Below are 25,860 nucleotides of genomic sequence, written 5' to 3' on the forward strand. Positions count from 1 at the left end.
CCACCCGGCGCCACCACCGGGCCCGACCACGCGGGCCCGCCGGACCCACATCACGCCGCAGGCCGCCCCCCGACACCGGGAGGCGGCCTGCGGCCGTTCGGCGGGCGGCGGATCAGCCCTCCGCCGACGGGCTCCTGCGCTTCGCCGGCGCCGTCTTCCTCGGCGCCGCCCGCTTGGCGGCCGGCGTCTGCGCCTGCCCGGCTGCGGCCTTCTTCGCCGGGCTCTTAGCCGGGCCCTTAGCCGCGGGGCCCTTAGCCGTGGGGCTCTTCGCCGCCGCCTTCCCGGCCGCCCGCGTCCCCGGCGACCCCGCCTCCGCGAACTCCGGCAGCCACTCCAGCATCTCCGCCCGGAACGGCGCCTTCGCACCCAGCTGACACAGCACCCCGATCGTGCTCAGCGTCACCCGGTGGATCAACAGGTACGACGGCGGCAGGTTCAACTGCTTGCCCAGGTTGTACGCCGGCGACCGCGGATCGGCGATCCGCGCCGCCTGCGCCCGCATCCACGCCCGGGTGAAGTGGAACGACTCCACCGCCGCCGGCTCGATGATCGGCAACAGGTAGTCCAGCACCGCGTCCGGGTCCAGCTCGATCGAGGGCTTGACGAAACCCTCCTCGCGCAGCATCGCCAGCACACCCGCCGCGTCCCCGGCCAGCGCCATCCGCAGCGACGCCCCGATCGGCGCCGGCAACCCGCCCGGCAACCGGTCCACCGTCCCGAAGTCCAGCACCCCCAGCCGCCAGCCCTCCACCGGACCGTCGTCCTTCAACAGCCGGAAGTTGCCCGGATGCGGATCCGCGTGCAGCAACCCCGTCCGCGACGGACCGGCGAACAGGAACCGCGCCAGCAACCGGCCCGCCCGGTCCCGCTCCTCCTGCGAACCGGAGGCGATCACCTCCGCCAGCGGCGTGCCGCCCATCCACTCCGACACCAGCACCTGGTCCGCCTGCGCCACCACACCCGGCACCACGATCTCCGGATCGCCCGCGAACTCCTCGGCGTGCCGGCGCTGCGCCTGCGCCTCCAGGGCGTAGTCCAGCTCCTCGGCGACCCGCTCCCGCAACTCCGTGATCAGCGGCTTGATGTCCAGGCCCGGAATCAGCGGACCCAGCAGCCACGCCACCCTGCTCAACTGCGACAGGTCCGCCAACAGGGCGTCCCCCGCCCCCGGGTACTGCACCTTCACCGCGACCGCGCGGCCGTCGTGCCACACCGCCCGGTGCACCTGGCCGATCGACGCGGCCGCCGCCGGCCGGTCGTCGAACTCCCGGAACAGGCTCCGCCAGTCCTCGCCCAGCCGCTGCGCCAGCGCCGCGTGCACCTTCGCGGCCGGCATCGGCGGCGCGGCGTCCTGCAGCTTGGTCAGTGCCGCCCGGTAGGGGCCGGCCACCTCCTCCGGCAGGGCTGCCTCGAAGACGGACAGCACCTGCCCGAACTTCATCGCCCCGCCCTTGAGCTCGCCCAGGACCTTGAACAGCTGGTCGGCGGTGGCCTGTTGCAGCTCGGCGGTGACCACCTCGGCCGACCGGCCGCCGATCCGCTTCCCGAGGCCCAGGGTGGCACGGCCGGCTATCCCCAGCGGCAGGGCGGCGAGTCTTGCCGTGCGGGTCATTGCCTTGCGCGGAAGATCGCTCACCCGGGCCTCCAAGTCGACACGCCCAAGGCCCCCGCGGCGGGAGCCGACCGTCATACGCCATTGTGCCCGCTCGGCGGCGCGGCCCCGGCCGAAATCCGCCGCCCCGCCGGGGCCGCCCCGTCCGCGTCAGTCCCAGGCGCCCGGGGTCGCGCCGACCGCCTGCGGGAAGGAGAACAGGCGGTACGGGTCGTAGCGGTGCTTGACCGCGACCAGCCGCGGATAGTTCTCTCCGTAGTAGGCGCGCCGCCAGTCCGCCAGCTTGGGGTCGACGAAGTTCTGGTAGGTCTCGCCGGCCGAGTGCGGGTCGAGCAGCGCGAACCCGGCGTCCGCCCAGCCGCGGGCCGCCGTCAGCGCCGCCTCGTCCACCGGGCCGGTGGCGATCACCGCGCCGAAGCTCGCGTTGAACAGCGCGGTGCGGTGCACGTACGCGGTGGCCGTGCGCGCCGGGTCGTTGGCAGCGCCGCCCAGCGCGCTCAGCTGCACCATGCGCTGCTGGCCGGCCAGCCGCTCCCGGTCGAACAGGCCCACTGCGGCGTCCCAGAGCGAACGCGGCGGCGGGGCGTCGAAGAGCCGGCCCCGGTCGACGGCGGCGGTCGGCCGGGCCAGTGCGGCCGCCGGGCCGGTGCCCGCCCGGTGGCACTGGTCCTGGGTGTAGGAGCCGCAGCCGTAGAGGCCCAGCATGACCGACAGGTAGGGGGCGGTGAAGCTGTTCCTCGTGGCCGGCAGCGCGCCCACCAGATCGGTCAACCGGGCGATCTCGGCGGCGAGTTCGGCCTCGGTGCCGACCGAGCCGATCAGCACCGAGACGAACGGGGTCGCGCCGGGCGCGGCGTCCCGCAGGCCGACCACGGCGCCGCCGCCCAGCGTCCGCGGGGCGTCCGGCAGCCAGTGCGACCAGGCGTCCAGCACGTCCACCGCGTGATCGAAGGACCAGGTGAGACTGGCGAGGGTGAGGGTGGCCAGCGGGACGGGGGTCACCGTGTAGGACGTGACGACGCCGAAGTTGCCGCCACCGCCGCCGCGCAGCGCCCAGTACAGGTCGTCGTGCTGCTCGGGGGAGGCGGTGACGGTCCTGCCGTCGGCCAGCACCACGCGGGCCGCGGTCACCTTGTCGCTGGAGATGCCGACGTGGCGGGTCAGCAGGCCGATGCCGCCGCCCTGGAGGAAGCCGCCGAGGGAGACGGTGGGGCAGAAGCCGCCCGAGACCGCGAGCCCGTGCGGGGCGACGGCGTTGGTGACGTCGACGAGCTGGGTGCCGCCGCCGAAGGTGGCCGCACCGGGGGTCACCACGGCGGAGTCGAGCCGGGAGACGTCGACCACCAGGCCGGTGCCGGTGGAGTAGCCGCCGCCGCTGTGGCCGCCGGCGCGGACCGCGATCGGGAGGTCCTGGTCCTGGGCGTAGCGGAGACAGAGGGCGACGTCGGCCTCGTCGGCGCAGTAGGCGACGGCGGCCGGGTCGACGGAGTCGAAGCGGGCCTGGCCGATCTGCTTGGCCGTGCCGTAGGCCGGGTCGCCGGGGAGGACGAGGGTGCCGTGCAGATGACCGGCGAGCCGGGACCAGCGTCGTCGCCGCGCCTCGGCGGCCGTGGCGACGGCGGGCGCGGTGGAGACGGCGGTCAGCGGGAGGGCCAGGGCGCCGGCGGCGCCGATGAGCGATCTGCGAGTGATCATGTCGATACCTCTCGGTGAGGTCGTGCACGAGCGTTGCGATCGTTGAGCCGGCCGCCCGGGCCGCGTCGGCCGGATGGCCGACGCCACAGTAGTCGTTGGGCGCCCCGCTGCGGCGGTCTTTCCCCTTCTCGGGGGCCCCTCCCCCCCCACCCCCACCCCCCGCCTCCTCCGCCTTCTCCTCCGCCTTCTCCTCGGCTGTGCCCCCGAGGCGCACAGCCGATCCCACCGGCACCCTGGGCACACTCCGGCAACGGCCCAGGGCCGTTGCCGCAGCTGCCCGGGCAGGCCCGGTACTGCCCAGAGCTCCACGACCGCTGCCCAGGGCCCTCCGGCAGGCGGACCGGGGCGCTCCGACCACCGCCCAGGGCTGCGCCGACGGTTGCCCGGGGACTGTGCCGCCGCGCTCCGGGGCACGCCGACCGCCACCCGCGGCCCTGCCGCAATTGCCGGAGGCGTGCCGACCGTTGCCCAGGGCAGCGCAGCAGTCACCCAGGTCGCACGCCGACCGCTGCCCGGGGCCCTGCCGCAGTCGCCAAGGCGGCACGCCGACCGCTACCCGATGTCCTGCCGCGGTTGCCCGGGGCACCGTCAGTCGCTGCCCAAGGCTGCGCCGCAGTCACCCGGGTGGCGCGCCGACTGCCACCCGAGGCCCTGCCCGCAGTCGCCCGGGGCACGTCGGCGGTGCCCGGGGCGCCACGGCCGGGGTCCGGGGCAGGCCCTCAGCGCGGCGGTGTCGGTTGCCAGAGGCAGCCACAGTCCGGGTGGCCCTTGAGCCGTAGCCGTCGGGCCATGCCGTCCACGGCGGACAGCTCGCACCAGCCGTCCACGCTGGGCGGCCGGCCGCCGTCCAGGAGGACCTGGACGTGCAGTGCCGCGAGCCCGGCGACCGCCGTCGCGAGCGCGGTGTCGCAGGCCGGGGTCGGCGCCCGTCCCGAGCCGCCCTCGGCGAGCTGGGCGAGGATCCGAGGCCAGGCGGCGTCCTCGTCCTCCCGGGCCAGGACCAGGCAGTGGCCGCAGGCCGAGACGCCCGGCAGGACCAGCGGTCCGACCACCCCGTACTCCTCGACCACCCCGACGTACAGGTGCGGGACCCCGGCCCGGAGCAGTTCGCGGGCCTGCGGCGTGCCGCCCGCGAACGCGCCGCTGCCGTCCCGGGGTGCGAGCACCACCAGGTCGGGCAGCCCCGGTCTCGGCCGTCGGCTGCGGCGGCCGGGGCGCCGGGCGGTGGCCCGGTCGACGGCCTCACGGGCGGCGGTGGCCCGGAGCCGGCCGACATCCACCGCCGGCAGCCCGGCGGGGGAGCAGTCCGCGGGCGTGACCCGGCCGGAGTCCACCACGGTGACCGTGCCGATGCCGCCCGCCGCGAGGACGGCGGCGACGGCCGCGCCGATCCGGCCCGCACCACGGACCTCGACGGCGTGCTCGGGCCGCCGGGCCAGCACCGCGGGGGCGGCGCCGGGCGGCGCGTGGATCAGCGACAGCGAGGCGAGGTCGGGTCCGAGCAGCTCGCGGTGCGGCTGCGGGAAGCGGGCCAGGGCTTCGTCCGAGGCCTCGGCGTCGTCGAGCACCCCGGCCTCCTCCAGCAGGTCGAGCAGGGAGTCGGCGGGGTCGCGCCCGAAGCCGATCCGCTCGCCCTCGGCGAGGAGGGCGGGCCGGTCGCGCGTCCCGTCGACGAGGCCGAGGAAGGTGCGCAGGGCTCCGTCGGCGGCGTGGCCGAGCACCCCCGCGTGCTGGGGGATGGTGCCGAACTGGAGGGTGTCCGAGTCCCGCCAGCTGCGGGAGAGGGCGGGCTTGAGGGCGAGGCGCACGGCGGTCTTCCTTCCGACGGTTTCCGGACGGCTGACGGCAGCATGCCCGATCGGGGGGACGGGGTGCGGCGCGTTGTCCACAGGGACGGGCACATGATCAGGTGATCCGTTCGCACACCCTGTGGATAACTTGGCGTCCGGCGTGAAGTCGGATTCCGGACACCTCCCGTCGGCCTTTCGTTCCCGACCGCTCCACGAAACATTTCGGCCATGGCAGCGGACTTCTGTCAGGGGGAGCGGGTAACGTCGTGTGCCATGGCAGCCGAACGGGACTCCCATCCCTCGGCGTCGCCTCGGCGTGCCCGTGCAGCGTCCGGGTCGCGTGTGGCGGCGCCGAGTACGCGTGGGCGTCCGGAGCAGCGTCCCGACCAGGGGTCCGAACCGCGCCCGGACTCGCCGACGACGGCCGCGCGCGAGCCGTTCGACCGGTCCCGGGTGGAGGTGCGGCGCAGCGCCCGCCGCAGCCGGACGGTGTCCGCCTACCGCGAGGGCGATCGCACGATCGTGCTGATTCCGGCCCGGATGTCGCACGCGGAGGAGCAGCGCTGGGTCGCCCAGATGCTGGAGAAGCTGGCCGCGCAGGAGAGCCGCCGGGTGCTCGGTGACGATGCGCTGGTGGCCCGGGCCCGGGAGCTCTCGGCGGCCTATCTGGGCGGTCGCGCCCGGCCCGCCCAGGTCCGCTGGGTGACCAATCAGAATTCGCGCTGGGGCTCGTGCACCCCGAGCGAGCGGACGATCCGGCTCTCGCACCGCCTGCAGGGGATGCCGGAGTACGTGGTCGACTACGTGCTGCTGCACGAGCTGGCGCACCTGCTGGTGCCGGACCACGGGCCGGACTTCTGGGCACTGCTGGAGGCGTATCCGCGGACCGAGCGGGCGCGCGGCTACCTGGAGGGCGTGGTGTCGGCGGCCCGGCTGCCGCACATCCCCGGGGCCCGGCACGAGGCCCCGTCGGAGGCCGGTCCGGCGGAGTCCTGCGGCTGAGCGGTCACCGGGCGGAACACACACGGAGCACGAAGCACGCGCGGAACACACACGGAGCACGAAGCACGCGCGGAGCACACACGAAGCAGGCGCGGAACGGACGACGGGAGGGGCGCGGACCACATCGGTCCGTGCCCCTCCCGTCGTCCGGGCGCTCCCGAGTGCCTCAGCCGGTGAGTTCCCGGGCGCGCGCCACGAGCTCGCGCACGGAGCGGTCGGTGAGCTCGGGCAGGCGGTCGTAGTCGAACCAGCGCAGGTCGAGCGACTCCTCGCTGATCAGCGCCTGGGCGCCGGGCGGGGCCACCGCGACGTACTGGACGTCGAGGTGGGTGTTCTCGGGGCGGTCCTTGCCGGTGCAGCGGACCTGGTGGCGGTCGAGCTTGACGGGCACGGGCGCGCCGTCGCGGGTGAGCAGGGCGAGGTCGGGGATGCCGGACTCCTCGGTGGCCTCCCGCAGGGCGGCCGAGGCGAGGTCGCGGTCACCGGGCTCGCAGTGGCCGCCCATCTGCAGCCACCGGCCGACCTTGGGGTGCAGGGTCAGCAGGACGCGGCCGGCGGCGGGGTCGACGACGGCGGCGCTGGCGGTGATGTGGGCGGGCAGGCAGGAGCGGAACAGGCCCTCGGGCTGTTCGGCGAGGTGCCGCAGGTAGGCGAGGCGCAGCTGTTCCTGCTCGGGGTCGTGGCCCCGCCAGTCGCCCAGGGCGCGGACCGCGTCGGCGTGCAGGGCTCCGGCGCGGTCCGTCTCGGTGGCCGTCATGCGGTGGGCTCGCCCTTCCCCTGGTCGTCGCCGTCGTTCTTCGTCGGATCGGGCTTCCCGGTGTCCGGGGCGCCGCCCGCGGCGGCCTCGCCGAGCAGCTTGTCGAGGGCGTCGAAGTCGATGCCGCCCTCCAGGTCGCCGCCGTTGCCCCGGTGCACGAAGGCGTCGGGGTCGTCGAGGTCGGCGGCGGTGGGAAGCATGTCCGGGTGCTGCCAGAGGTCGTCGCGACCCTCGGTGCCGCGGGCGTCGGCGAGCAGCGCCCAGAGGCGGGCGGCGTCGCGCAGCCGGCGCGGGCGCAGTTCGAGGCCGACGAGGGTGGCGAAGGTCTGCTCGGCGGGCCCGCCGGCGGCGCGGCGGCGCCGGACGGTCTCGCGCAGCGCGCCGGCCTGCGGCAGGTGGGGTTCGGCGGCGGCGTGCACGACGGCGTCGACCCAGCCCTCGACGAGGGCGAGCGCGGTCTCCAGGCGGGCGAGCGCGGCCTTCTGCTCGGGAGTGTCCTCGGGCTGGAGCAGACCGCCGGCGAGCGCCTCCTGGAGCGCCTCGGGGTTGCTCGGGTCGAGCTGGCCGACGAGCTCCTCCATGCGGGAGCTGTCGACCTTGATGCCGCGGGCGTAGGCCTCGACGGCGCCGAGCAGGTGGGCGCGCAGCCACGGCACGTGGGCGAAGAGCCGCTGGTGGGCGGCCTCGCGCAGGGCGAGGTAGAGGCGGACCTCCTCGGCGGGCACGCTGAGGCCCTCGCCGAACTCGGCGACGTTCTGCGGCAGCAGCGCGGCCTTGCCGGCGGGGGCGAGCGGCAGGCCGACGTCGGTGGAGCCGACGACCTCCGCGGCGAGGGCGCCGAGCGCCTGGCCGATCTGGGTGCCGAACATGGCGCCGCCCATGGAGCGCATCATGCCCAGCAGCGGGCCGGCCATGGCCTGCATCTCCTCGGGCAGCACGCCGCCCATGGCGTTGCCGACACGTTCGGCGACCGGGTCGACGAGGTCCTTCCAGACCGGGAGGGTGGCCTCGATCCACTCGGCGCGGCTCCAGGCGACGGCGGTGCCGGCGCCGGAGGGGAAGGTGGTGACGCCGTCGAGCCACAGGTCGGCGAGGCGGACGGCCTCGGCGACGGCGGAGCGCTCGGCGGCGCCGACCGAGCGGTCCTTGCTCTTGCCCTCGGCGGGCTCGGCGACGACGGTCTGCCGGGCGATGTCCTTGGCGAGGTCCCAGTTGACCGGGCCGCCCTCGAAGGAGAGCATCTGGCCGAGCTGCTGGAAGGCGGCGCCGAGGTCGTTGGGGTTGAGGCCGCCGAACATCGCGGCGAAGGGGTTGTCGCCGGCGCCGGGACCGCCCGCGCCGGGGGTGCCGGGCATGCCCGGCAGGCCCATGCCGAACAGGGCGCCGAGCGGGTTGCCGCCGGCGAAGCCGAAGGGGTGCGGGCCGTCGGACCGGTCGCCGCCGCCCTCGTCCTTCTTCTTCTGGTCGTCGTCGGGCTTGGCCTTGCCGTCCTCGGGCTCCTCGGGCGGAACGCCGAATCCGAAGGGAAGGTCGCTCACGGGGTCCTCGATCCGGTCGGCCGTCATACGGGTGGTGGCGGTGAAGTCTGCGTGCCCGGGGCGGTCGGTGGAGTGGGGGGACTCCCGGCCGGTGGGCGGCTCCCGCGCGGCTGGCCCGCGCCGGGTGCACCGCCGGGCCTTCGCCTCGGGCAGGATGGACGTACGTGACACACGTACGTACGCACATAAGCTAACCGTGGAGGATGGCCGGTGAGTTCCCCGCCCTCGGACGTTCGCTCTGGGCTGACCGGAGGAGAGGACGCCCCGGACATCACGGCGTCGCCGCCTCCAGCCTATGCCGGAAGACCGCTGACCGTGGCGGTCACCGGAGCCGCCGGGGTGCTCGGCGAACGGGTCGCGGCCCGGCTGGTGGCCTCGCCGGGGGTGAAGCGGGTCCTGGCGGTGGACGACCGGCGCGGTGAGGTGCCGGGGGTGCAGTGGCGGGTCCTGGATGTCCGGGACCCGGCGGTCGCCGAGCGGCTGGCCGGGGTGGACGTGGTGGTCCACCTGGCGATGGACCTCGGCATGGAGTCGGACCCGCGGGCGCGCAGCGCCTACAACGTGCGGGGCGCCCAGACGGTGCTGACGGCGGCCGCGGCCGCCGGGGTGCACCGGGTGGTGCTGTGCACCTCGGCGATGGTCTACGGCGCGCTGGCGGACAACGAGGTGCCGCTGGCGGAGGACTCGGAGCTGCGGGCGACCGAGGAGGCCTCGCTGGTCGGGGACCTGCTGGAGATCGAGCGGCTGGCCCGGCGGGCGCCGCGGGCGCACCCGGGGCTGCAGGTGACGGTGCTGCGGCCGGCGGTGGTGGTGGGCCCCGGGGTGGACACGGTGCTGACGCGGCACTTCGAGGCACCGCGGCTGCTGGTGGTGGCGGGTTCGCGCCCGTGCTGGCAGTTCTGCCACGTGGACGATCTGGCGGCGGCGCTGGAGTACGCGGCGCTGGGCCTGGTCGAGGGCGAGGTGACGGTCGGCTGCGACGGCTGGCTGGAGCAGGAGGACGTGGAGCGGCTGTCGGGGATCCGGCGGATGGAGCTGCCGGCCTCGCTGGCGCTGGGAACGGCGGCGCGGCTGCACCGGCTGGGGCTGACGCCGGCGCCGGCCGGGGACCTGGCGTACACGATGTACCCGTGGGTGGTGTCGGGGAGCCGGCTGCACGAGGCGGGCTGGCGTCCGGCGCACACCAACGAGGAGGTGCTGGCGGAGCTGCTGGCGCAGGTGGAGGGCAAGCACGCGGTGGCGGGCCGGCGCCTGGGCGGCAAGGAGGCGGCGACGAGTCTGGGCGCGGCGGGGGCGACGGTGGCGCTGGTGGGTACGGCGGCGCTGGTGCGGCGGGCGCGCAGGCGGCGCCGGTTCTGAGCCGGCCCGGGTCCTGAGCCGGCCCCGGTTCTGAGCGGGCCCCCGCCGTGGCGGGGGCCCGTCGTCGCGGGGCGGAAGGGGCGTGTCCCGGCCCGAGCGGGATGGGCAATCATGGGGGGCATGCCCGAGAACCACGATCCGATCCGCCTGCTCGCGATCCGCGACACCCCGCTCTCGCTCGACGAGGTGTACGAGGCGGTGGGCGACGACGCGGCCGGCGGGACGACGGTCTTCGTCGGCACGGTCCGCGACCACGACGGCGGCCGGCCGGTCTCGGTGCTGGAGTACAGCTGCCACCCGTCGGCGGAGCGGGAGCTGCGCCGGGTCGCCGCGAAGGTCGTCGCCGACTTCCCGGTCCGGGCGCTGGCCGCGGTGCACCGGGTGGGCCGGCTGGGGATCACCGACAAGGCGGTGATCGTCGCGGTGTCGTGCGCGCACCGCGGCGAGGCGTTCGCCGCCGCCCGCCGGCTGATCGACGACCTCAAGCACGAGGTGCCGATCTGGAAGCACCAGGTGTTCGCGGACGGCGGCGAGGAGTGGGTCGGCGCCGGCGACTGCTGAGCACCCGCCGGACCCCCCGTGTCGTGCAGGCGCGCCGTCCGCTCACTCGAACGGGTGTGGGACGCTGCGCCGGATACTCCCTGGAAGTGAGCCGATCGGCGGCGCCGTAACCCGGACGGCGCCCGCGGCGTTGTCCGCCGGACTGGTTAATCTGCTCATAGACACGACGAACTGGGAGTACCGAGATGGCTGTACTCGCCTGGTTGAGCATTCCCTGCGTCGCCGGGGCGCTGGCCGCCGTGTGGGCGATCTGGGCCCAGCGGGCCCCGAAGGCGACGGGGGACCCGGCCTCGCTGGCCGAGCACCAGCGGTTCATGGCCGCGATGGAACGCACCACCGCGGGCGGCGACCCGCGCGAGCGCCGGGAGCGGTAGCGGCCCGGGGGCCGGTGGGGTCCGGGCCGCCGGGCGCGCCGTCACGCGCGTCCCGTACTGTCGAGGCATGCCACGCCGCTCTGCGACGATGCTCGCCGCCACCCTGCTGCTCATAGCGCTGCTCTGCGCCTCGGTGCTGATGAAGGTGCCGTACACCGAGATGAGCCCGGGCCCGACGTACAACACGCTCGGGGTGCAGGAGAAGACGGGGACCCCGGTGATCACCATCACCGGCCACGAGTCCTTCCCGGCGAGCGGGAACCTCAACATGACGACCGTCCAGGTCACCGGCGCCAAGTACGAGCCGAGCCTGGTCAACGCGGTGGTCGGCTGGCTGCGCGACGACGTGCTGGTGGTGCCGCACGACAACGTCTACCCGAAGGGCCAGAGCGACGCCGACGCGAAGCGGCAGAACGCCGAGGAGTTCGCGCTCTCCGAGGACCACGCCCGCACCGCGGCGCTGAGCCAGCTCGGCATCCCGATGGGCAGCGAGCTGATCGTCCAGAGCGTCACCGCCGGCGCCCCGGCGGAGGGCCGGCTGCACGCCGGGGACCAGATCGTCGCGGTCGACGGCACTCCGGTCGCCGACGCGGAGGCGGTCGCCAAGGCGGTCACCCGGCACCAGCCCGGCGAGGAGGCGGTCTTCACCGTGGTGCCGCGGGTCAAGGAGGGCTCGGCCGAGCCGGGGGTGCGCACCGACATCGCCGTCCCGACCGTGAAGTCGTCGGACACCGGCGCCGCGATGGTCGGCATCCGCCCGGGTCTGCGGCACACCTACCCGTTCCGGATCGACATCGGGCTGCAGGACGTCGGCGGGCCCAGCGCGGGCCTGATGTTCTCGCTCGGCATCATCGACAAGCTGACCCCGGGCGACCTGACCGGCGGGAAGTTCGTGGCCGGCACCGGCACCATCACCGACGAGGGCGAGGTCGGTCCGATCGGCGGCATAGCGATGAAGCTGATCGCCGCCCGGGACGCGGGCGCCGAGTACTTCTTCGCCCCGGCCTCGAACTGCGCGGAGGCCGGCAAGAACACCCCGTCCGGGCTGAAGCTGATCAAGGTGGAGACGCTGGACGGCGCGCTGAAGGCGCTGGACCAGATCCGCTCCGGGCAGACCTCCGCGCTGCCGTCCTGCACCCCGTAGGTCCGGACCCGCGAGGCCCGGACCTCGTGGGCCCGAACCGCGCGGGGCCGTGCGGGCGCCTCAGGCGAAGGTCGCCAGCAGGGCCTTGGTCAGGCCCGGCACCAGCTCGGGGCCGGTCAGCACCTCGCGGGCGGTGTCCTTGGAGCGCAGCCGCAGCGCGATCTCCTTGCTGCCGTCGCGCAGCACGGCGGCGGTGATCCGCACCTCCTCGCGCTTGGGGTGGTTGGCCACCCACTCGGCGAGCTGGGCGTCGCTCGCGTTGCGCGGGCGGGACTGCTCGGCGCCCGGCGGCAGCATCAGGCGCTCGACGACCAGGGCGCAGCCGGCCACCGCGTCGGGCCAGGCGATGGTGCCGAGGAACTTGTCCAGCTCCATGCCGGCGGGCAGTTCGTCCTGCTCGACCGGGGTGAGGCCGGGCTCGTTGCTGTCGGCGAGGCCGAGCTGCTCGGCGATGCGGGGGTCGGCCTTGCGCAGGGCGGTGCTGTCCACCAGGGCGAAGAGGCGGGCCGGGAGGTCCCAGCCGAGGGTGGCGGCGTACTCGTCGATCTCCAGCGCGGCCCGGGTCAGCGGGCTGCCGGCCGGGAGGGTGGAGACGTCGTCGGGGAGGTTGGATCCATCGGACATGTCTCAATCCTCACACGCCGGGCGCCCGGTGCGTGGCGCCCGGGCGCTCCGGGCCGGTGGGACGGCCGGCGGGACCGCCCGCGGGAGGGGGCGCCGGAGGGGTTGTCGCGGGGTCCCGGGGGAGGGGTTGTCGTAACCGTCTGCTAACGGTGGGAACTCGGCCAAAGACTGGTTAAGTTGCACTGGAGACCGACTGACCCAAGACGACACAGCTGAGGTGCCACCGTGGTATTCCAGATGCCGGAACGCTCAGGACCGGGGTTCCGGCGAAGAGTAGGACCCCCCTCCCGGCGGGCGCGGGTGCTCCTGCTGACCCTGGGCGTACTCGCGGTGCTGTTCCTGCTGTTCGTCATGTTCGCCGGCTTCTGGACGGACTGGCTCTGGTTCAGGTCGGTGCACTACTCGTCGGTCTTCACCACCCAGCTGTGGACGAAGATCGGCCTGTTCGCGGTGTTCGGCGTGCTGATGGCGGTGATCGTCGGCTTCAACGTGTGGCTGGCGCACCGGCTCCGGCCGCCGCTGTCGGCGATGTCGGTGGAGCAGCAGAGCCTGGACCGCTACCGCTCCGGCCTGGCGCCGTTCAAGCGCTGGGCGCTGCTCGGGATCTCGCTGGTGATCGGGCTGGTGGCGGGCGCCGCGGCCTCCGGCCAGTGGCGGACCTGGCTGCTGTGGACGAACGGGACGTCGTTCGGCACCAAGGACCCGCAGTTCGGCAAGGACGTCTCGTTCTACGCCTTCGACCTGCCGTTCTACGAGTTCCTGCTGGGCTTCGCGTTCAGCGCGGTGATCGTCTCGCTGCTGACCTCGGCGCTGGTGCACTACCTGTACGGCGGGCTGCGGCTGCAGGGGCCGGGCCGGCGGGCGAGCGTCGGCGCGCAGGGGCACCTGGCGGTGCTGCTGGGCGTGTTCGTGCTGCTGAAGGCGGTGGCGTACTGGCTGGACCGGTACGGGCTGGCGGTGAAGACCGGTACGTACAAGGGCGTGACCGGCTGGACGGGCCTGCGGTACGTGGACGCGAACGCGTTCCTGCCGGCGAAGACGATCCTGTTCTTCGTCGCGGTGATCTGCGCGGTGCTGTTCTTCCTGACCCCGGTGCGCCGCACCTGGGCACCGGCCCTGATCGGCCTGGGCCTGATGGTGCTGTCGGCGGTGCTGATCGGCGGGGTGTACCCGGCGATCGTGCAGCAGTTCCAGGTCAAGCCGAACGAGCAGGCCAAGGAGACGCCGTACATCCAGAAGAACATCGACGCGACGCGTGAGGCGTACGGGATCGCCGACAGCCAGGTCGTCCAGTACGAACCGGCGAACGGCACCAACGCGGACGCGCTGAAGCCGGACGCGCAGACCATCTCGGACATCCGCCTGCTGGACCCCAACGTGGTCGGCCCGACGTTCCAGCAGAACGAGGCGCTGCGCAAGTACTACGCGTTCCCCAAGTCGCTGGACGTCGACCGGTACGGCGACCAGGACACCGTGCTGGGCGTGCGCGAGCTGGACCTGAACGGCATCCAGCGGAACTGGATCAACGACCACTTCAACTACACCCACGGCTACGGCGTGATCGCGGCCAAGGGCAACCAGGTGGACGCCAACGGCAACCCGGTCTACACCGAGTCGGCGCTGCCGACGAAGGGCGCGTTCGGCGACTACCAGCAGCGGATCTACTACGGCGAGAAGACGTCGACGTACTCGATCGTCGGCGGCGGCTACCAGGACATCGACTACACCGCCGAGGACGGCACCCCGGTGCACTCCACCTATGAGGGCGGCAGCGGCGTCGGACTGGACAACCCGCTGACCCGCGCCGCCTACGCGGTGAAGTTCGCCGAGCCGCAGATCCTCTACTCCAGCGCGATCCGGGACGGCGCGAAGATCATCTACGACCGCACGCCCAAGGAGCGGGTCGAGAAGGTCGCGCCGTGGCTGTCGATCGACGCCGACCCGTACCCGGTGGTCGAGAACGGCCGCGTCGTGTGGGTGCTGGACGGCTACACCACCTCGGACGGCTACCCGTTCTCCTCGAAGACGACCCTGGGCGACGCCACCAAGGACTCACTGACCAACCAGCGCGGTGAGCTGCTGACCGCCGCGAACCAGGTCAACTACATCCGCAACTCGGTCAAGGCCACCGTGGACGCGTACACCGGCGAGGTGACGCTCTACCAGTGGGACGAGAACGACCCGGTGCTGAAGACCTGGATGAAGGCGTTCCCGGGCACGGTCAAGGCGAAGGCCGACATCCCGTCCGAGCTGGCGCCCCACCTGCGCTACCCGCAGGACATGTTCAAGGTGCAGCGCGACCTGCTCGCCGAGTACCACATGACCGACGCCGGCGGCTTCTTCAACGGCACGGACATCTGGCAGGTGCCGACCGACCCGACGACCAACACCAACGAGGTGCAGCCGCCGTACTACCTGACCGTCCGGATGCCGGACGCGCAGGACGCGACGTTCTCGCTCACCACGACCTTCGCGCCGCAGGGCCGGGACAACCTGGCCGCGTTCATGTCGGTCAGCGCCGACCCGGGCCCGGACTACGGGAAGATCCGGATCGCCAAGATCCCGACCGGTGCCGGGGCGTTGGGTCCCAAGCAGGTGCAGGCGAAGTTCAACTCGGACCCGCTGGTCGCCAACCAGCTGACCCTGCTGAAGACCGGCACCGACTCCGACATCGAGTACGGCAACCTGCTGACCCTGCCGGTCGGCGGCGGCCTGCTGAACGTCGAGCCGGTCTACCTCATCGGCCGCAGCGCCAAGGTGCCGGTGCTGAAGAAGGTGCTGGCGACGTACGGGAACGAGAACGCGGTCGTCGCGGTGGAGGACAACCTGGAGAAGGCGCTGGCCAAGGTGCTCGGCGGTGCGGTGACCGGTGCGCCGGTCACGCCCACCGCACCCGGCACCACGCCGACCAGCCCGACCGCGCCGACGACGCCCACCAACCCGACGACCCCGACCGCGCCGACGCCGGGCGGCGCGGTGACGCCGGAGCTGCAGAAGGCGATCTCCGACGCGGTGAAGGCCAACAACGACAGCCAGACCGCGTTCAAGAACGGCGACTGGGTGGCCTGGGGCCAGGCCCAGAAGGCCCTCAACGACGCGCTCAAGGCGGTCGAGGCGGCCGAGCAGAAGGCCGGGATCACCCCGGCCCCGACGGCGACCGGCACGGCGCCGGCCACCCCGCCGGCGACCGCCCCGGCCACCCCGCCGGCCTCACCCGCCCCGAGCAGCGGCCCCTGAGCTGCGACGATCCCGCGGTAACCGATTTCGGTTCCACCCCGCGCCCGTGCTATGGTTCAACTACCGACGCGGGGTGGAGCAGCTCGGTAGCTCGCTGGGCTCATAACCCAGAGGTCGCAGGTTCAAATCCTGTCCCCGCTACTCAGTAGCACGAAGGCCCGGAGGATTCTTCCTCCGGGCCTTCGGCGTTTGCGCGCGCGGGCGGGCCGGGGCGCTCCGGTACCATCGAGCGTCGCCGAGGACGACGGCAGCGGGGTTTGTGGGGGCCAAGTGTCGGGAAATCGACAAAGCGCCGAAGCAATTTCGTCGGCTTCGGGTCCGCCCCGCCGAAATCGGCCGGGGCAGGTGTACGCGGGTTGCGGGTGATGCGACGATGGGACACACGGGGGACGCTGCCCGGCTGCTGACCGGCCGTCGGGTCCGTGTGCTCCCCGTGGGGTCCCTCCGGCCCCGGGCCGGAGGACGGCGCCGCGACACTCGGGGGGAGTGGGAGTCGGCATGAGGCTGATCGGCAGGAACGGGGCAGGGGCGAAGCCGGCGACCACCGAGGCGGACACCGAGGCCTGGGCGGAGAGTCCCGAACGGCAGCCCGGCGCCCTACCCGCCCAGCGCACCAGCGGCCTGGCCGAGCGCCGCCCCGCGGGCGGCTGGGGCCCGGACTCCCTGGTGCACGTCCCGGCCGGCGGCCTCGCCGCCGCCCCGGGCCCGCGCGGCGCACCTGCCGACGCCCCCGCCGTCGCCGGAGTCGAGGGCGACACCGGCTTCGACTCGGCGAGCTTCGAGACCGCGCTCGCCGCCCGCGAGCAGGCCGCCCTGGAGGCCCGGCACCGGCGCGCCGCCGACGACGGGGACCCGGACGCCGCCGCCCGGCTCGGCACCCTGCTACTGCGCCGCGGCGACCTGGAGGACGCCGAACCCTACCTGCGCGCCGCGGCCGCCGCCGGGCTGCGCGCCGCCGCCAACAACCTCGGCGTGCTGCTGCACCAGCGGGGTCACCGGGCCGAGGCCGCCCAGTGGTGGCGGCAGGCGGCGGTGGCCGGCAGCGCGCCCGCCGCCCACGCGCTGGGCCTGCAACTGCGCGACCAGGGCGAGGAGGAGGCCGCCGAGTACTGGCTGCACTTCGCCGCCGACCACGGCCACCCGCTGGGCGCCTACGCGCTGGGCGACCTCATGGAGCACCGCCGGGACGTGCGCGCCGAGCGCTGGTTCAAGGTGTCCGCGGACGCCGGGCACCGGGAGGCCGCCTACCGGCTGGCCCGGATGCGCGAGGCGGCCGGGGACAAGGAGACCGCCGAGGCCTGGTACCGGATCGCGGCCGCCCGCAGCCACGCCCGCGCCGCGCTGCGCCTGGGCGTGCTGCTGGAGGACCGGGCCGGCGGCGAGCAGTCGCTGCTGGACGAGGCGGCCCGCTGGTACCGGCAGTCGGCGCAGAACGGCGAGCCGCGGGCCGCGTGCGCGCTGGGCTACCTGCTGCGCGACGGCGGGGACCTCGTCGCTGCCGCCGAGTGGTGGCAGGAGGCGGCCGAGGCGGGGGACGGCAACGCGGCCAACGCGCTGGGCGCGCTGCACGCCTCGCGCGGCGAGGCCGCCCGGGCGGAGCACTGGTACCGCAGCGCGCTGGAGGCCGGCGACCAGAACGGCGCGTTCAACCTGGGCCTGCTGTGCGCGGGGGCGGGCCGGGCCCAGCAGGCCGAGCAGTGGTACCGGCGGGCCGCGTACGCCGGGCACCGGGAGGCGTGCAACGCGCTGGCCGTGGTGCTGCTGCAGCGCGGCGACGAGTCGGGCGCCGAGCCGTGGTTCTCCAAGGCCGCCGAGGCGGGCAGCGTGGACGGCGCGTTCAACCTGGGCGTGCTGCACGCCGGGCGCGGGGAGCACCGGCAGGCGCAGGAGTGGTACGCGCGCGCCGCGGCGGAGGGGCACGGCGAGGCGGCGCTGCAGCTGGCGGTGGTGCAGGAGCAGCGCGGCAACGCGGCGGGCGCGCTGGAGCGCTACCGGCAGGCGGCGGCGGGCGGTTCGACGGAGGGCGCGTTCCGGCTGGCGTCGGTGCTGGACCGGCGGGGGGACGCGGACGCGGAGGCCGAGCACTGGTACGCGCTGGCGGCGGACGCCGGGCACCGCCGGGCGCAGGTGCGGATGGGTGTGCGGGCGGCCGAGCGGGGCGCGCTGGAGATCGCGGAGAGCTGGTACCGGCGGGCCGCGGAGGCGGGCAGCCGCAGCGCGGCGTTCAACCTGGGGCTGCTGCTGGCCCGGCAGGACCACGAGGCCGAGGCGATGCTCTGGTACACCCGGGCGGCGGACGCCGGGCACGGGCGGGCGGCGCTGCGGCTGGCGCTGCTGGCGCTGCGCCGGGGCGAGCCGGTGCTGGCGGAGGGCTGGTGCCGGCGGGCCGCGGACTACGGTCCGGCGGAGGTGGCCGAGCGGGCGGGCCGGCTGTTGGGCGCGCTGCACGCGGAGCTGAGCGCGTAGCCGGGCGCGCGGCCGGACACGGGGGCGGGTGCGGAGGCGTGTGCTCCGGCGGGTGCGCCGTGCGCGCGGGGGCGGTTCGGGACGCGGCGGTGGTTCAGGGCGCGGCGGTGCTTCAGGGCGTGGCGGCGGAGCAGTCCGGACACAGGCCGCGGTAGGTGATCTCGGCGCCGGAGACGGTGAAGCCGAACCGCTCGGCGGCGGGCAGCGCGGCCAGCGGGTCGCCCTGCGGGTGGACGTCGCGGATGGCGCCGCAGCCGTAGCAGACCAGGTGCTGGTGCGCGTGGTGGGCGTTGGGGTCGTAGCGCTTGGCGCGGCCGTCGGTGGCGACCTCCAACACCTCGCCCAGGCCGACGAGTTCGCCGAGGGTGTTGTACACGGTGGCGCGGCTGATCTCGGGCAGCCGCTCGACCGCGCGGGCGTGCACCTCGTCGGCGGTCAGGTGGACGTGCTCGCCGTCGAGGACCTCGGCCACGACCCGGCGCTGCGAGGTCAGCCGCCATCCACGTCCGCGCAGTCTCTCCAGGAGGTCACTCATGGACTCAGGGTAAGTGACACTCCGAGTTTGGTTCCAGTGTTGACTTAGACAAAGTCCAAGTTAGGATCGGTTCGTCACGACCTGATCACGCGGAGGCCCCTCACATGACTACCCAGGACGAGCTGCGCCCCACCCTCACCACGGAGGCGGGTGCCCCCGTCGCCGACAACCAGAACACCGAGACCGCCGGTGTCGGCGGTCCGGCGCTGATCCAGGACCAGCAGCTGTTCGAGAAGCTCGCGCACTTCAACCGCGAGCGCATCCCGGAGCGCGTGGTGCACGCCCGCGGCGCCGGCGCCTACGGCACCTTCACGGTGACCGGGGACGTCACCGCGTACACCCGGGCCGCCTTCCTCTCCGAGGTCGGCAAGCAGACCGAGACCTTCCTGCGCTTCTCCACCGTCGCCGGCAACCTCGGCGCGGCGGACGCGGTGCGCGACCCGCGCGGCTTCGCGCTGAAGTTCTACACCGAGGAGGGCAACTACGACCTCGTCGGCAACAACACCCCGGTGTTCTTCATCAAGGACGCCGGCAAGTTCCCCGACTTCATCCACACCCAGAAGCGGGACCCGTACACCGGCTCGCAGGAGGCGGACAACGTCTGGGACTTCTGGGGCCTGTCGCCCGAGGCCACCCACCAGGTGACCTGGCTGTTCGGCGACCGCGGCATCCCGGCCTCGTACCGGCACATGGACGGCTTCGGCTCGCACACCTACCAGTGGCAGAACGAGGCCGGCGAGTACTTCTGGGTGAAGTACCACTTCAAGACCGACCAGGGCGTCAAGAGCCTCACCCAGGACGAGGCCAACAAGCTCGCCGGCGAGGACCCGGACAGCCACCAGCGCGACCTGCGCGAGGCCATCGAGCGCGGCGAGTTCCCGACCTGGACGGTCAGCGTCCAGATCATGCCGGCGGCGGACGCGGCGAACTACCGCTTCAACCCGTTCGACCTGACCAAGGTCTGGCCGCACGCGGACTACCCGCTGGTCGAGTTCGGCAAGCTGGAGCTGAACCGCAACCCCGACAACATCTTCGCCGAGGTCGAGCAGTCGATATTCTCGCCGTCGCACTTCGTGCCCGGCATTGGCCCGTCCCCGGACAAGATGCTGCAGGGCCGCCTGTTCGCCTACGCGGACGCCCACCGCTACCGCGTCGGCGTCAACGCCGACCACCTGCCGGTGAACCGCCCGCACGCCACCGAGGCGCTCACCAACCACCGGGACGGGCACCTGTACGACGGCCGTCACGGGCGCCGCAAGAACTACGAGCCGAACAGCTTCGGCGGTCCGGTGCAGACCGGCCGCCCGCTGTGGGCGCCGCTGCCGGTCGACGGCGCCACCGGCAACCACGAGGCCCCCTCGCACGCCGAGGACAACGACTTCGTGCAGGCCGGCAACCTCTACCGGCTGATGGGCGAGGACGAGAAGCAGCGGCTGATCGGCAACCTGTCCGGCTTCATCGCCAAGGTCTCCGCGGACCGCGAGGACATCGTCGAGCGGGCGGTGGGCAACTTCCGCAAGGCCGACGCCGACTTCGGTCAGCGGCTGGAGACGGCGGTGCGGGAGCTGCGCAAGCAGCGCTGACGCACCCCGGCGCGGGGCCCGGTGAGGGGCCCCGCCGAGCAGCGGGCCCCGAGTGCCGACGGAGAACCGGCACCCGGGGCCCGCACCACGTGAGGGGGATCCTTCGAAGAATCCCCAGGCAGGTCGAGCGGAGAATCAGACGCTCAGGCGGCGCAGCGCCTCCTCGTGGAGCAGGCCGTTGGAGGCGACGGCGTCGGCGCCGCCCGGGCCCGGGATGCCGTCCAGGCCGGTGAAGCGCCCGCCGGCCTCCTCGACGATGATGCAGTTCGCCGCCATGTCCCACAGCGACAGCTCCGGCTCGGCGGCGATGTCCACCGCGCCCTCGGCGACCATCATGTACGACCAGAAGTCGCCGTAGGCGCGGGTGCGCCAGCAGGCCCGGGTGAGGTCGAGGAACGGGTCGAGGCGGCCGCGCTCCTCCCAGCCGGTGAGCGAGGAGTAGGAGAAGGACGCGTCCTCGATCCGCGAGACGCCGGAGACGTGGATCCGGCCCGCCTTGGCGAGGCTGCGGCCGGCGAACGCGCCGAGGTCCTTGGCCGCCCACCAGCGGCGGTTCAGCGCCGGGGCGGAGACGATGCCGACGACGGGCCGCTCCACGCCGTCCGGGCCGTCCTCCAGCAGCGCGATCAGGGTGGCCCAGACCGGGACGCCGCGAATGTAGTTCTTGGTGCCGTCGATCGGGTCGATCACCCAGCGGCGCGGGCCGGAGCCCTGCAGGCCGAACTCCTCACCGAGCACCGCGTCGCGCGGGCGGGCCCGCTGCAGGACGCCGCGCACCATTTCCTCGGCGGCCTTGTCGGCGTCGCTGACGGGGGTCAGGTCGGGCTTGGTCTCGATCCGCAGGTCGAGCGCGCGGAAGCGGTCCAGGGTGACCGAGTCGGCCGAGTCGGCGAGGACATGGGCGAGTCGGAGGTCGTCGTGGTAGTCGGCCATGGTCGAAACCCTAGCGTTCCGCCTCCGTCAGTGCGCGGATCCGCTGAGCTGGAGGCCGATGACCCCGGCGATGACCAGGGAGATCGAGACGAGTTTGAGCACCGAGGTGGACTCGCCGAGGAAGATCATGCCGTAGATGGCGGTGCCGGCCGCGCCGATGCCGGTCCACACCGCGTAGGCGGGGCCGACCGGGAGGGTCTTCAGGGAGAGGGTCAGCAGGCCGAAGCTGCCGAGGGCGAAGACGCAGAAGCTGATGGTGGGCCAGAGCTTGGTGAAGCCCTCGCTGAGCTTGAGGTTGATCGCGAAGCCGGTCTCCAGGAAACCGGCCAGGATCACCAGGGCCCATGCCATCGCGTGCTCTCCCTGTCGGTCGGCGGACCGGGCGGCGCGGCCGGTCGGTGGGACCGGTCGGCCGGCCGGGCCGTGATCCGGCCCGACTTTCCTATGATCACCAGGAGAGGGCGCCGTGACACCTCGAATGCGGAAACCGCCCGGCGCCGGCCGTCAGTCGCCCTCGCGGGCCTCCTTGCTGGCCAGCAGGCGGCGCAGCGAGTAGAGCCTGGCGGGGTCGGCGTGCCCGTCGGCCACCCAGGCGTCCAGCGCGCAGTCCGGCTCGTCGTGGCTGCACGCGCGCGGGCAGCCCTCGGTGCCGGGCTCCAGGTCGGGGAAGGCGTGGATGACCCGGGACGGGTCGATGTGCGACAGGCCGAAGGAGCGGAAGCCGGGCGTGTCGATCACCCAGCCCGCGTCCAGTGCCTTCTTCGAGCCGGGCTTGGCGCCGGGCGGCGGCGGCAGTCGCAGCGCGAGCGCGGAGACGGTGGTGTGCCGGCCGCGGCCGGTGACGGCGTTGACCCGGCCGGTGATCCGCTGCCGCTCCGGGACGAGGGCGTTGACCAGGGTGGTCTTGCCGACGCCGGAGTGGCCGATGAACACGGTGCGCAGGCCGCGCAGGTGCGCGCGGACGGCCTCGGCGCCGGTGGTCTCCAGCTCGTCGCGGCGGGTGACGACGTACTGGATGCCCAGCGGCGCGTAGGACTCCAGCAGCGGTTCGGCGGGGGCCAGGTCGGCCTTGGTGAGGACGAGCAGCGGCTCCATGCCCGCGTCGTAGGCGGCGACCAGGCAGCGGTCGATCAGCCGGGGCCGCGGCTCGGGGTCGGCCAGCGCGGTGACGATGGCGAGCTGCTCGGCGTTGGCGACGACGATCCGCTCGTAGGGGTCGTCGTCGTCCGCGGTGCGCCGCAGCACCGAGGTGCGCTCCTCGACCCGGACGATCCGGGCCAGGGTGTCGGTGTCCCCGGAGAGGTCGCCGACCAGGGAGACGGTGTCGCCGACGACCACGCCCTTGCGGCCCAGCTCGCGGGCCTTCATGGCGACGACCTCGTGCTCCTGCTTGGTGCCCGGGTCGACCAGGCAGGTCAGCCGGCCGCGGTCGATGGTGAGCACCATCGCCTCGGCGGCGTCCTCGTGTTTGGGCCGGATCCGGGTCCGCGGCCGGGAGCCCCGGCGCGCGGGGCGGTTGCGGATGTCGTCCTCGTCGGCGTCCTTGCCGTAGCGGCGCATGTGCCCAGTCCCCCGCTCAGCCGCCCGCCACCGGTCCGGCGAGCAGTTCGTCCCACATGGCGGGGAAGTCCGGCAGGGTCTTGGCGGTGGTGGCCACGTTCTCCACCTGGACGCCGGGCACGGCGAGGCCGATCACCGCGGCGGCGGTGGCCAGGCGGTGGTCCTCGTAGGTGTGGAAGACGCCGCCGGTGAGCTTGCGCGGGCGGATCCGCAGGCCGTCCTCGGTCTCGCTGACGTCGCCGCCGAGGCCGTTGATCTCCTTGGCGAGGGCGGCCAGCCGGTCGGTCTCGTGCAGCCGCAGGTGGGCGATGCCGTAGAGGTGGGACTCGGAGTCGGCGAGGGCGGCGACCGCGGCGATCACCGGGGTGAGCTCGCCGACGTCGTGCAGGTCGGCCTCGATGCCGTGGATCCGGCCGGTGCCGGTGAAGCGCAGGCCCTCGTCGGTGAAGGCGCAGCTGCCGCCCATCCGGGTGTAGAGGTCGCGCAGCTGGTCGCCGGGCTGGGTGGTGTGCTTCGGCCAGTCGCGGACGGTGACCCGGCCGCCGGCGACCAGGGCGGCGGCGAAGAACGGCGCGGCGTTGGAGAGGTCGGGCTCGACGACCAGGTCGCGGCCGAGCAGGGCGCCGGGGGTGACCCGCCAGACGTCCTTCTCGCCGCCGTCCTCGGGGGCGTCGACCTGGACGCCGGCCAGGCGCAGCATGTCGACGGTCATCCGGATGTGCGGCAGCGAGGGGACCGGGCCGCCGACGTGCCGGACCTCGACGCCGTTGTTGTAGCGGGCGCCGGAGAGCAGCAGCGCGGAGACGAACTGGGAGGAGGCGGAGGCGTCGAGCTCGACGGTGCCGCCGTCGAGGGCGCCGGTGCCGTGCACGGTGAGCGGGAAGGTGCCGCGTCCGCCGTCCTCGATCCGGGCGCCGAGCGCGCGCAGGGCGTCGATGACGCCGTGCTGGGGGCGCTCGTGGCTGCGCGGGTCGCCGTCGAAGTGGACCGGGCCGTCGGCGAGGACGGCGAGCGGGGGCAGGAAGCGCATGACCGTGCCGGCGTTGCCGACGTCGACCGAGGCGGGGCCGCGCAGCACGGGGGCGGGGATGACCCGCCAGGCCTCGCCGCCGCCGGTGCCGCCGGTGTCGTTGTTGACCTGCTCCTCGATGGTGACGCCGAGGGCGCGCAGGCCGTCGGCCATCAGCTGGGAGTCGCGGCTGCGCAGCGGGCGGCGCACCCAGCCGGGACCGTCGGCCAGTGCGGCCAGCAGCAGGGCGCGGTTGGTGACCGACTTGGAGCCGGGGATGGTGACGGTGGCGTCCACGGGGGTGGTCGCGACGGGGGCGGGCCACAGGGTCTCGGTCATGGGCCAAGTCTAGGGGCCGTACGGGAACCGTCCTGTTACCCGAGGGTGCGGTCCGCGGGCCCCGGCCGGCCCCGGGCGGCCCCGGTCGGTCACAGCGGGCTCAGCAGCCAGCTCGCGCCGAGGGCGAGGCAGACGAGGGCGGTGACCAGGAAGAGGGTGATCCAGGCGAGGCCGGGGATGCCGGTGAGCCGGGCGAGCTGGTCGGCGTCGGAGTCGTGCGCCTCGCCGTGCCGGCGCTGGCGCTGGAGTTCGAGGACCGGGCGGACGGCGCCGAGCAGCAGGAACCAGGTGCCGAGGTAGGCGAAGCCCGCCTGGACGCCGGGGGAGCCGAACCAGGAGACCAGGAAGAAGGCGCCGCCGGCGAGCAGCACGGTGAACAGGCCGAAGGCGTTGCGGATCCGGACGAGCAGGGCGAGCAGCAGGGCGACGGCGAGCCACAGCAGCAGGGTGATCCGGTCGGCGGCGAGCAGGGCGGCGCAGCCGAGGCCGAGCAGGGCGGGGGTGGTGTAGCCGGCGGCGAGGGTGAGCAGCATGCCGGGGCCGGTGGCGCGGCCGTAGGAGAGGGTGAGGCCGGAGGTGTCGGAGTGCAGCCGGATGCCGGCGAGCCTGCGGCGGGTGGCGAGGGCGGCGAGGCCGTGGCCGCCCTCGTGGGCGATGGTGACGGCGTTGCGGGCGATCCGCCACAGCGGGCGGGCGAGGACGGTGAGCAGGGCGGTGGCGCCGGTGGCGAGGGCGAGCCAGCCGGGCGGGTCGGGCTGGGTGCCGGTGACGGCGGTCCACAGCTCGTCGAGGGTCCTGGCGTCCATGGTTCTCCTCCGCCTCGGTTCGGCCGCTTCCTGCGCACGGCAGCCTGCCATGGGGAGGACGGCGGGCCCGGGGCGGGTGGTTCTGCGAGCGGGCGGGGGGCACGGGGCGGGCGGGGCCGTGGCAAGCTGACGGTATGTGTGGTCGCTTCGCCGCGAGTACCCGGCCCGAGTCCGTCGTCGAGCTGTTCGGCGTCGAGCAGTGGGACCCGGCCGAGACGCTGGACCCGAGCTGGAACGTCGCGCCGACGCAGAGCGCCTTCGTGGTGCTGGAGCGCCTGGCGAAGGGGGCGCCCGCGCCGGTGCGCCAGCTGCGGGTGCTGCGCTGGGGGCTGGTGCCGCAGTGGGCGGGCTCGCCGGAGGCGGCGGTGAAGATGATCAACGCCCGGGCGGACACGGTGCACGAGAAGCCGTCGTACCGGCAGGCGTTCGCCGCGCGCCGGTGCGTCGTGCCGGTGGACGGCTACTACGAGTGGCAGACCGTGCCGGGGGAGCGGGGCCGGGCGCGCAAGAAGCCGTTCTTCGTCTCCCGGGCGGACGGCGCTCCGCTGGCGCTGGCGGGCCTGTACGAGTTCTGGCGCAACCGGGCGGTGCCCTCGGACCACCCGGAGGGCTGGCTGGTGACGTTCACGATCGTGACGACCGAGGCCGAGGAGCTGCTGGCGCCGGTCCACGAGCGGATGCCGCTGTTCCTGGACCCGGGATCGTTCGACGCCTGGCTGGACCCGGGGCTGGACGACGGCGGGTCCGAGGAGCTGCGGCGGCTGCTGGTACCGCCGCCGCCGGGCGCGCTGCGGGTGACGCCGGTGTCGCCGGACGTCGGCAGCATCCGCAACGACCACGCCGGGCTCACCGCGCCGTACACCGAGGTCGAGTACGAGACCACCCTGTTCTGACGACCCTGTTGTGACGACCGCCGCCGTGACCGCCGTGAAATCG

21 protein-coding genes and 1 tRNA gene are annotated in these 25,860 nt (G+C 74.1%); 10 read left to right on the top strand and 12 right to left on the bottom strand.

Features of this window, described 5'->3' with window-relative positions; translation table 11 throughout:
• Positions 1-112 precede the first annotated feature (112 nt).
• The 3 genes from ACFVUH_RS11045 to ACFVUH_RS11055 all read right to left on the bottom strand — a co-directional run bounded on the left by ACFVUH_RS11045 (position 113) and on the right by ACFVUH_RS11055 (position 5,115).
• Positions 113-1,636, bottom strand: a complete 1,524-nt coding sequence (locus tag ACFVUH_RS11045) for an ABC1 kinase family protein (RefSeq protein WP_387912524.1) — start codon at positions 1,634-1,636, stop codon at positions 113-115.
• Between the two features lie 126 nt (positions 1,637-1,762).
• Positions 1,763-3,307, bottom strand: coding sequence for an FAD-binding oxidoreductase (locus tag ACFVUH_RS11050; RefSeq protein ID WP_387912526.1), 1,545 nt, complete (start codon positions 3,305-3,307; stop codon positions 1,763-1,765).
• A gap of 719 nt (positions 3,308-4,026) precedes the next feature.
• Positions 4,027-5,115 (bottom strand): ThiF family adenylyltransferase, encoded by a 1,089-nt coding sequence (locus ACFVUH_RS11055; protein WP_387912528.1) that lies wholly within the window; start codon positions 5,113-5,115, stop codon positions 4,027-4,029.
• Positions 5,116-5,439: 324 nt separating this feature from the next.
• Between ACFVUH_RS11055 and ACFVUH_RS11060 the strand changes: the two genes are divergently transcribed.
• Positions 5,440-6,099, top strand: a complete 660-nt coding sequence (locus ACFVUH_RS11060) for a M48 family metallopeptidase (RefSeq protein WP_387912530.1) — start codon at positions 5,440-5,442, stop codon at positions 6,097-6,099.
• A 166-nt stretch (positions 6,100-6,265) separates the two neighbouring features.
• On the opposite strand, the gene ACFVUH_RS11065 is transcribed toward ACFVUH_RS11060, so the two are convergent.
• Together ACFVUH_RS11065 and ACFVUH_RS11070 are read right to left on the bottom strand one after the other, a co-directional pair.
• A complete protein-coding gene (locus tag ACFVUH_RS11065) occupies positions 6,266-6,856 on the bottom strand; it encodes an NUDIX hydrolase (RefSeq protein ID WP_355363779.1) in 591 nt (196 codons plus the stop codon).
• Entirely contained in the window at positions 6,853-8,394 is a 1,542-nt protein-coding gene (locus ACFVUH_RS11070) for a zinc-dependent metalloprotease (RefSeq protein WP_387912532.1), read from the bottom strand. Before ACFVUH_RS11070 ends, ACFVUH_RS11065 begins: the two co-directional genes overlap by 4 nt.
• 210 nt (positions 8,395-8,604) lie before the next feature.
• On the opposite strand from ACFVUH_RS11070, the gene ACFVUH_RS11075 reads away from it, so the two are divergent.
• The 4 genes from ACFVUH_RS11075 (at position 8,605) to ACFVUH_RS11090 (ending at position 11,832) form a co-directional block, all read left to right on the top strand.
• Positions 8,605-9,753 carry an NAD-dependent epimerase/dehydratase family protein gene (locus ACFVUH_RS11075; protein WP_380690249.1) on the top strand — a complete coding sequence of 383 codons (1,149 nt, stop codon included), beginning with the start codon at positions 8,605-8,607 and terminating at the stop codon, positions 9,751-9,753.
• Positions 9,754-9,864: 111 nt separating this feature from the next.
• On the top strand, positions 9,865-10,314 hold the full coding sequence (locus ACFVUH_RS11080) for a molybdenum cofactor biosynthesis protein MoaE (RefSeq protein ID WP_387912533.1): 450 nt from the start codon (positions 9,865-9,867) through the stop codon (positions 10,312-10,314).
• 185 nt (positions 10,315-10,499) lie between these two features.
• A complete protein-coding gene (locus ACFVUH_RS11085) occupies positions 10,500-10,688 on the top strand; it encodes a hypothetical protein (protein ID WP_355363788.1) in 189 nt (62 codons plus the stop codon).
• Positions 10,689-10,755: 67 nt separating this feature from the next.
• Positions 10,756-11,832, top strand: coding sequence for a PDZ domain-containing protein (locus tag ACFVUH_RS11090; protein ID WP_387912534.1), 1,077 nt, complete (start codon positions 10,756-10,758; stop codon positions 11,830-11,832).
• 60 nt (positions 11,833-11,892) lie between these two features.
• Here the strand turns inward: ACFVUH_RS11090 and ACFVUH_RS11095 are convergent, their stop codons facing one another.
• Positions 11,893-12,456 (bottom strand): PPA1309 family protein, encoded by a 564-nt coding sequence (locus ACFVUH_RS11095; protein WP_387912535.1) that lies wholly within the window; start codon positions 12,454-12,456, stop codon positions 11,893-11,895.
• Positions 12,457-12,693: 237 nt separating this feature from the next.
• Between ACFVUH_RS11095 and ACFVUH_RS11100 the strand changes: the two genes are divergently transcribed.
• The 3 genes from ACFVUH_RS11100 to ACFVUH_RS11110 all read left to right on the top strand — a co-directional run bounded on the left by ACFVUH_RS11100 (position 12,694) and on the right by ACFVUH_RS11110 (position 18,159).
• Positions 12,694-15,693 carry a UPF0182 family protein gene (locus ACFVUH_RS11100; protein ID WP_387912778.1) on the top strand — a complete coding sequence of 1,000 codons (3,000 nt, stop codon included), beginning with the start codon at positions 12,694-12,696 and terminating at the stop codon, positions 15,691-15,693.
• A gap of 67 nt (positions 15,694-15,760) precedes the next feature.
• Positions 15,761-15,834, top strand: a tRNA-Met gene (locus ACFVUH_RS11105).
• 357 nt (positions 15,835-16,191) lie between these two features.
• Positions 16,192-18,159 carry a sel1 repeat family protein gene (locus ACFVUH_RS11110; protein ID WP_355363800.1) on the top strand — a complete coding sequence of 656 codons (1,968 nt, stop codon included), beginning with the start codon at positions 16,192-16,194 and terminating at the stop codon, positions 18,157-18,159.
• A gap of 112 nt (positions 18,160-18,271) precedes the next feature.
• Here ACFVUH_RS11110 and ACFVUH_RS11115 read toward each other — a convergent pair whose 3' ends face one another.
• Positions 18,272-18,694, bottom strand: coding sequence for a Fur family transcriptional regulator (locus ACFVUH_RS11115; RefSeq protein WP_355363803.1), 423 nt, complete (start codon positions 18,692-18,694; stop codon positions 18,272-18,274).
• A gap of 104 nt (positions 18,695-18,798) precedes the next feature.
• Here ACFVUH_RS11115 and ACFVUH_RS11120 point away from each other — a divergent pair, with 104 nt between their 5' ends.
• A complete protein-coding gene (locus tag ACFVUH_RS11120; protein WP_387912536.1) occupies positions 18,799-20,277 on the top strand; it encodes a catalase in 1,479 nt (492 codons plus the stop codon).
• A 135-nt stretch (positions 20,278-20,412) separates the two neighbouring features.
• Here ACFVUH_RS11120 and hisN read toward each other — a convergent pair whose 3' ends face one another.
• From hisN to ACFVUH_RS11145, 5 genes are all read right to left on the bottom strand, one after another.
• Entirely contained in the window at positions 20,413-21,210 is a 798-nt protein-coding gene (gene hisN / locus ACFVUH_RS11125) for a histidinol-phosphatase (RefSeq protein ID WP_355363808.1), read from the bottom strand.
• A gap of 27 nt (positions 21,211-21,237) precedes the next feature.
• Positions 21,238-21,561: a multidrug efflux SMR transporter gene (locus ACFVUH_RS11130; protein ID WP_355363811.1), complete on the bottom strand. Its 324-nt coding sequence runs from the start codon at positions 21,559-21,561 to the stop codon at positions 21,238-21,240.
• Between the two features lie 153 nt (positions 21,562-21,714).
• Entirely contained in the window at positions 21,715-22,770 is a 1,056-nt protein-coding gene (rsgA, locus tag ACFVUH_RS11135; protein ID WP_355363814.1) for a ribosome small subunit-dependent GTPase A, read from the bottom strand.
• Between the two features lie 16 nt (positions 22,771-22,786).
• On the bottom strand, positions 22,787-24,118 hold the full coding sequence (gene aroA / locus ACFVUH_RS11140) for a 3-phosphoshikimate 1-carboxyvinyltransferase (RefSeq protein ID WP_387912538.1): 1,332 nt from the start codon (positions 24,116-24,118) through the stop codon (positions 22,787-22,789).
• Positions 24,119-24,207: 89 nt separating this feature from the next.
• On the bottom strand, positions 24,208-24,924 hold the full coding sequence (locus tag ACFVUH_RS11145) for a M50 family metallopeptidase (RefSeq protein WP_387912539.1): 717 nt from the start codon (positions 24,922-24,924) through the stop codon (positions 24,208-24,210).
• 134 nt (positions 24,925-25,058) lie between these two features.
• Here ACFVUH_RS11145 and ACFVUH_RS11150 point away from each other — a divergent pair, with 134 nt between their 5' ends.
• On the top strand, positions 25,059-25,817 hold the full coding sequence (locus ACFVUH_RS11150) for an SOS response-associated peptidase (protein WP_387912541.1): 759 nt from the start codon (positions 25,059-25,061) through the stop codon (positions 25,815-25,817).
• The last annotated feature ends 43 nt before the right edge of the window (positions 25,818-25,860 follow it).

Origin of the sequence: Kitasatospora sp. NPDC058032 (genome assembly GCF_042885845.1) — a bacterium.
Taxonomy (GTDB): domain Bacteria; phylum Actinomycetota; class Actinomycetes; order Streptomycetales; family Streptomycetaceae; genus Kitasatospora.

Coding starts and splice junctions, on each gene's coding strand:
- ACFVUH_RS11050 (WP_387912526.1), bottom strand. CDS start 3,307: ATGATCACTCGCAGATCGCTCATCGGCGCCGCCGGCGCCCTGGCCCTC.
- ACFVUH_RS11065 (WP_355363779.1), bottom strand. CDS start 6,856: ATGACGGCCACCGAGACGGACCGCGCCGGAGCCCTGCACGCCGACGCG.
- ACFVUH_RS11080 (WP_387912533.1), top strand. CDS start 9,865: ATGGGGGGCATGCCCGAGAACCACGATCCGATCCGCCTGCTCGCGATC.
- ACFVUH_RS11085 (WP_355363788.1), top strand. CDS start 10,500: ATGGCTGTACTCGCCTGGTTGAGCATTCCCTGCGTCGCCGGGGCGCTG.
- ACFVUH_RS11090 (WP_387912534.1), top strand. CDS start 10,756: ATGCCACGCCGCTCTGCGACGATGCTCGCCGCCACCCTGCTGCTCATA.
- ACFVUH_RS11095 (WP_387912535.1), bottom strand. CDS start 12,456: ATGTCCGATGGATCCAACCTCCCCGACGACGTCTCCACCCTCCCGGCC.
- ACFVUH_RS11100 (WP_387912778.1), top strand. CDS start 12,694: ATGCCGGAACGCTCAGGACCGGGGTTCCGGCGAAGAGTAGGACCCCCC.
- ACFVUH_RS11110 (WP_355363800.1), top strand. CDS start 16,192: ATGAGGCTGATCGGCAGGAACGGGGCAGGGGCGAAGCCGGCGACCACC.
- ACFVUH_RS11115 (WP_355363803.1), bottom strand. CDS start 18,694: ATGAGTGACCTCCTGGAGAGACTGCGCGGACGTGGATGGCGGCTGACC.
- ACFVUH_RS11120 (WP_387912536.1), top strand. CDS start 18,799: ATGACTACCCAGGACGAGCTGCGCCCCACCCTCACCACGGAGGCGGGT.
- hisN (WP_355363808.1), bottom strand. CDS start 21,210: ATGGCCGACTACCACGACGACCTCCGACTCGCCCATGTCCTCGCCGAC.
- ACFVUH_RS11130 (WP_355363811.1), bottom strand. CDS start 21,561: ATGGCATGGGCCCTGGTGATCCTGGCCGGTTTCCTGGAGACCGGCTTC.
- rsgA (WP_355363814.1), bottom strand. CDS start 22,770: ATGCGCCGCTACGGCAAGGACGCCGACGAGGACGACATCCGCAACCGC.
- aroA (WP_387912538.1), bottom strand. CDS start 24,118: ATGACCGAGACCCTGTGGCCCGCCCCCGTCGCGACCACCCCCGTGGAC.
- ACFVUH_RS11145 (WP_387912539.1), bottom strand. CDS start 24,924: ATGGACGCCAGGACCCTCGACGAGCTGTGGACCGCCGTCACCGGCACC.
- ACFVUH_RS11150 (WP_387912541.1), top strand. CDS start 25,059: ATGTGTGGTCGCTTCGCCGCGAGTACCCGGCCCGAGTCCGTCGTCGAG.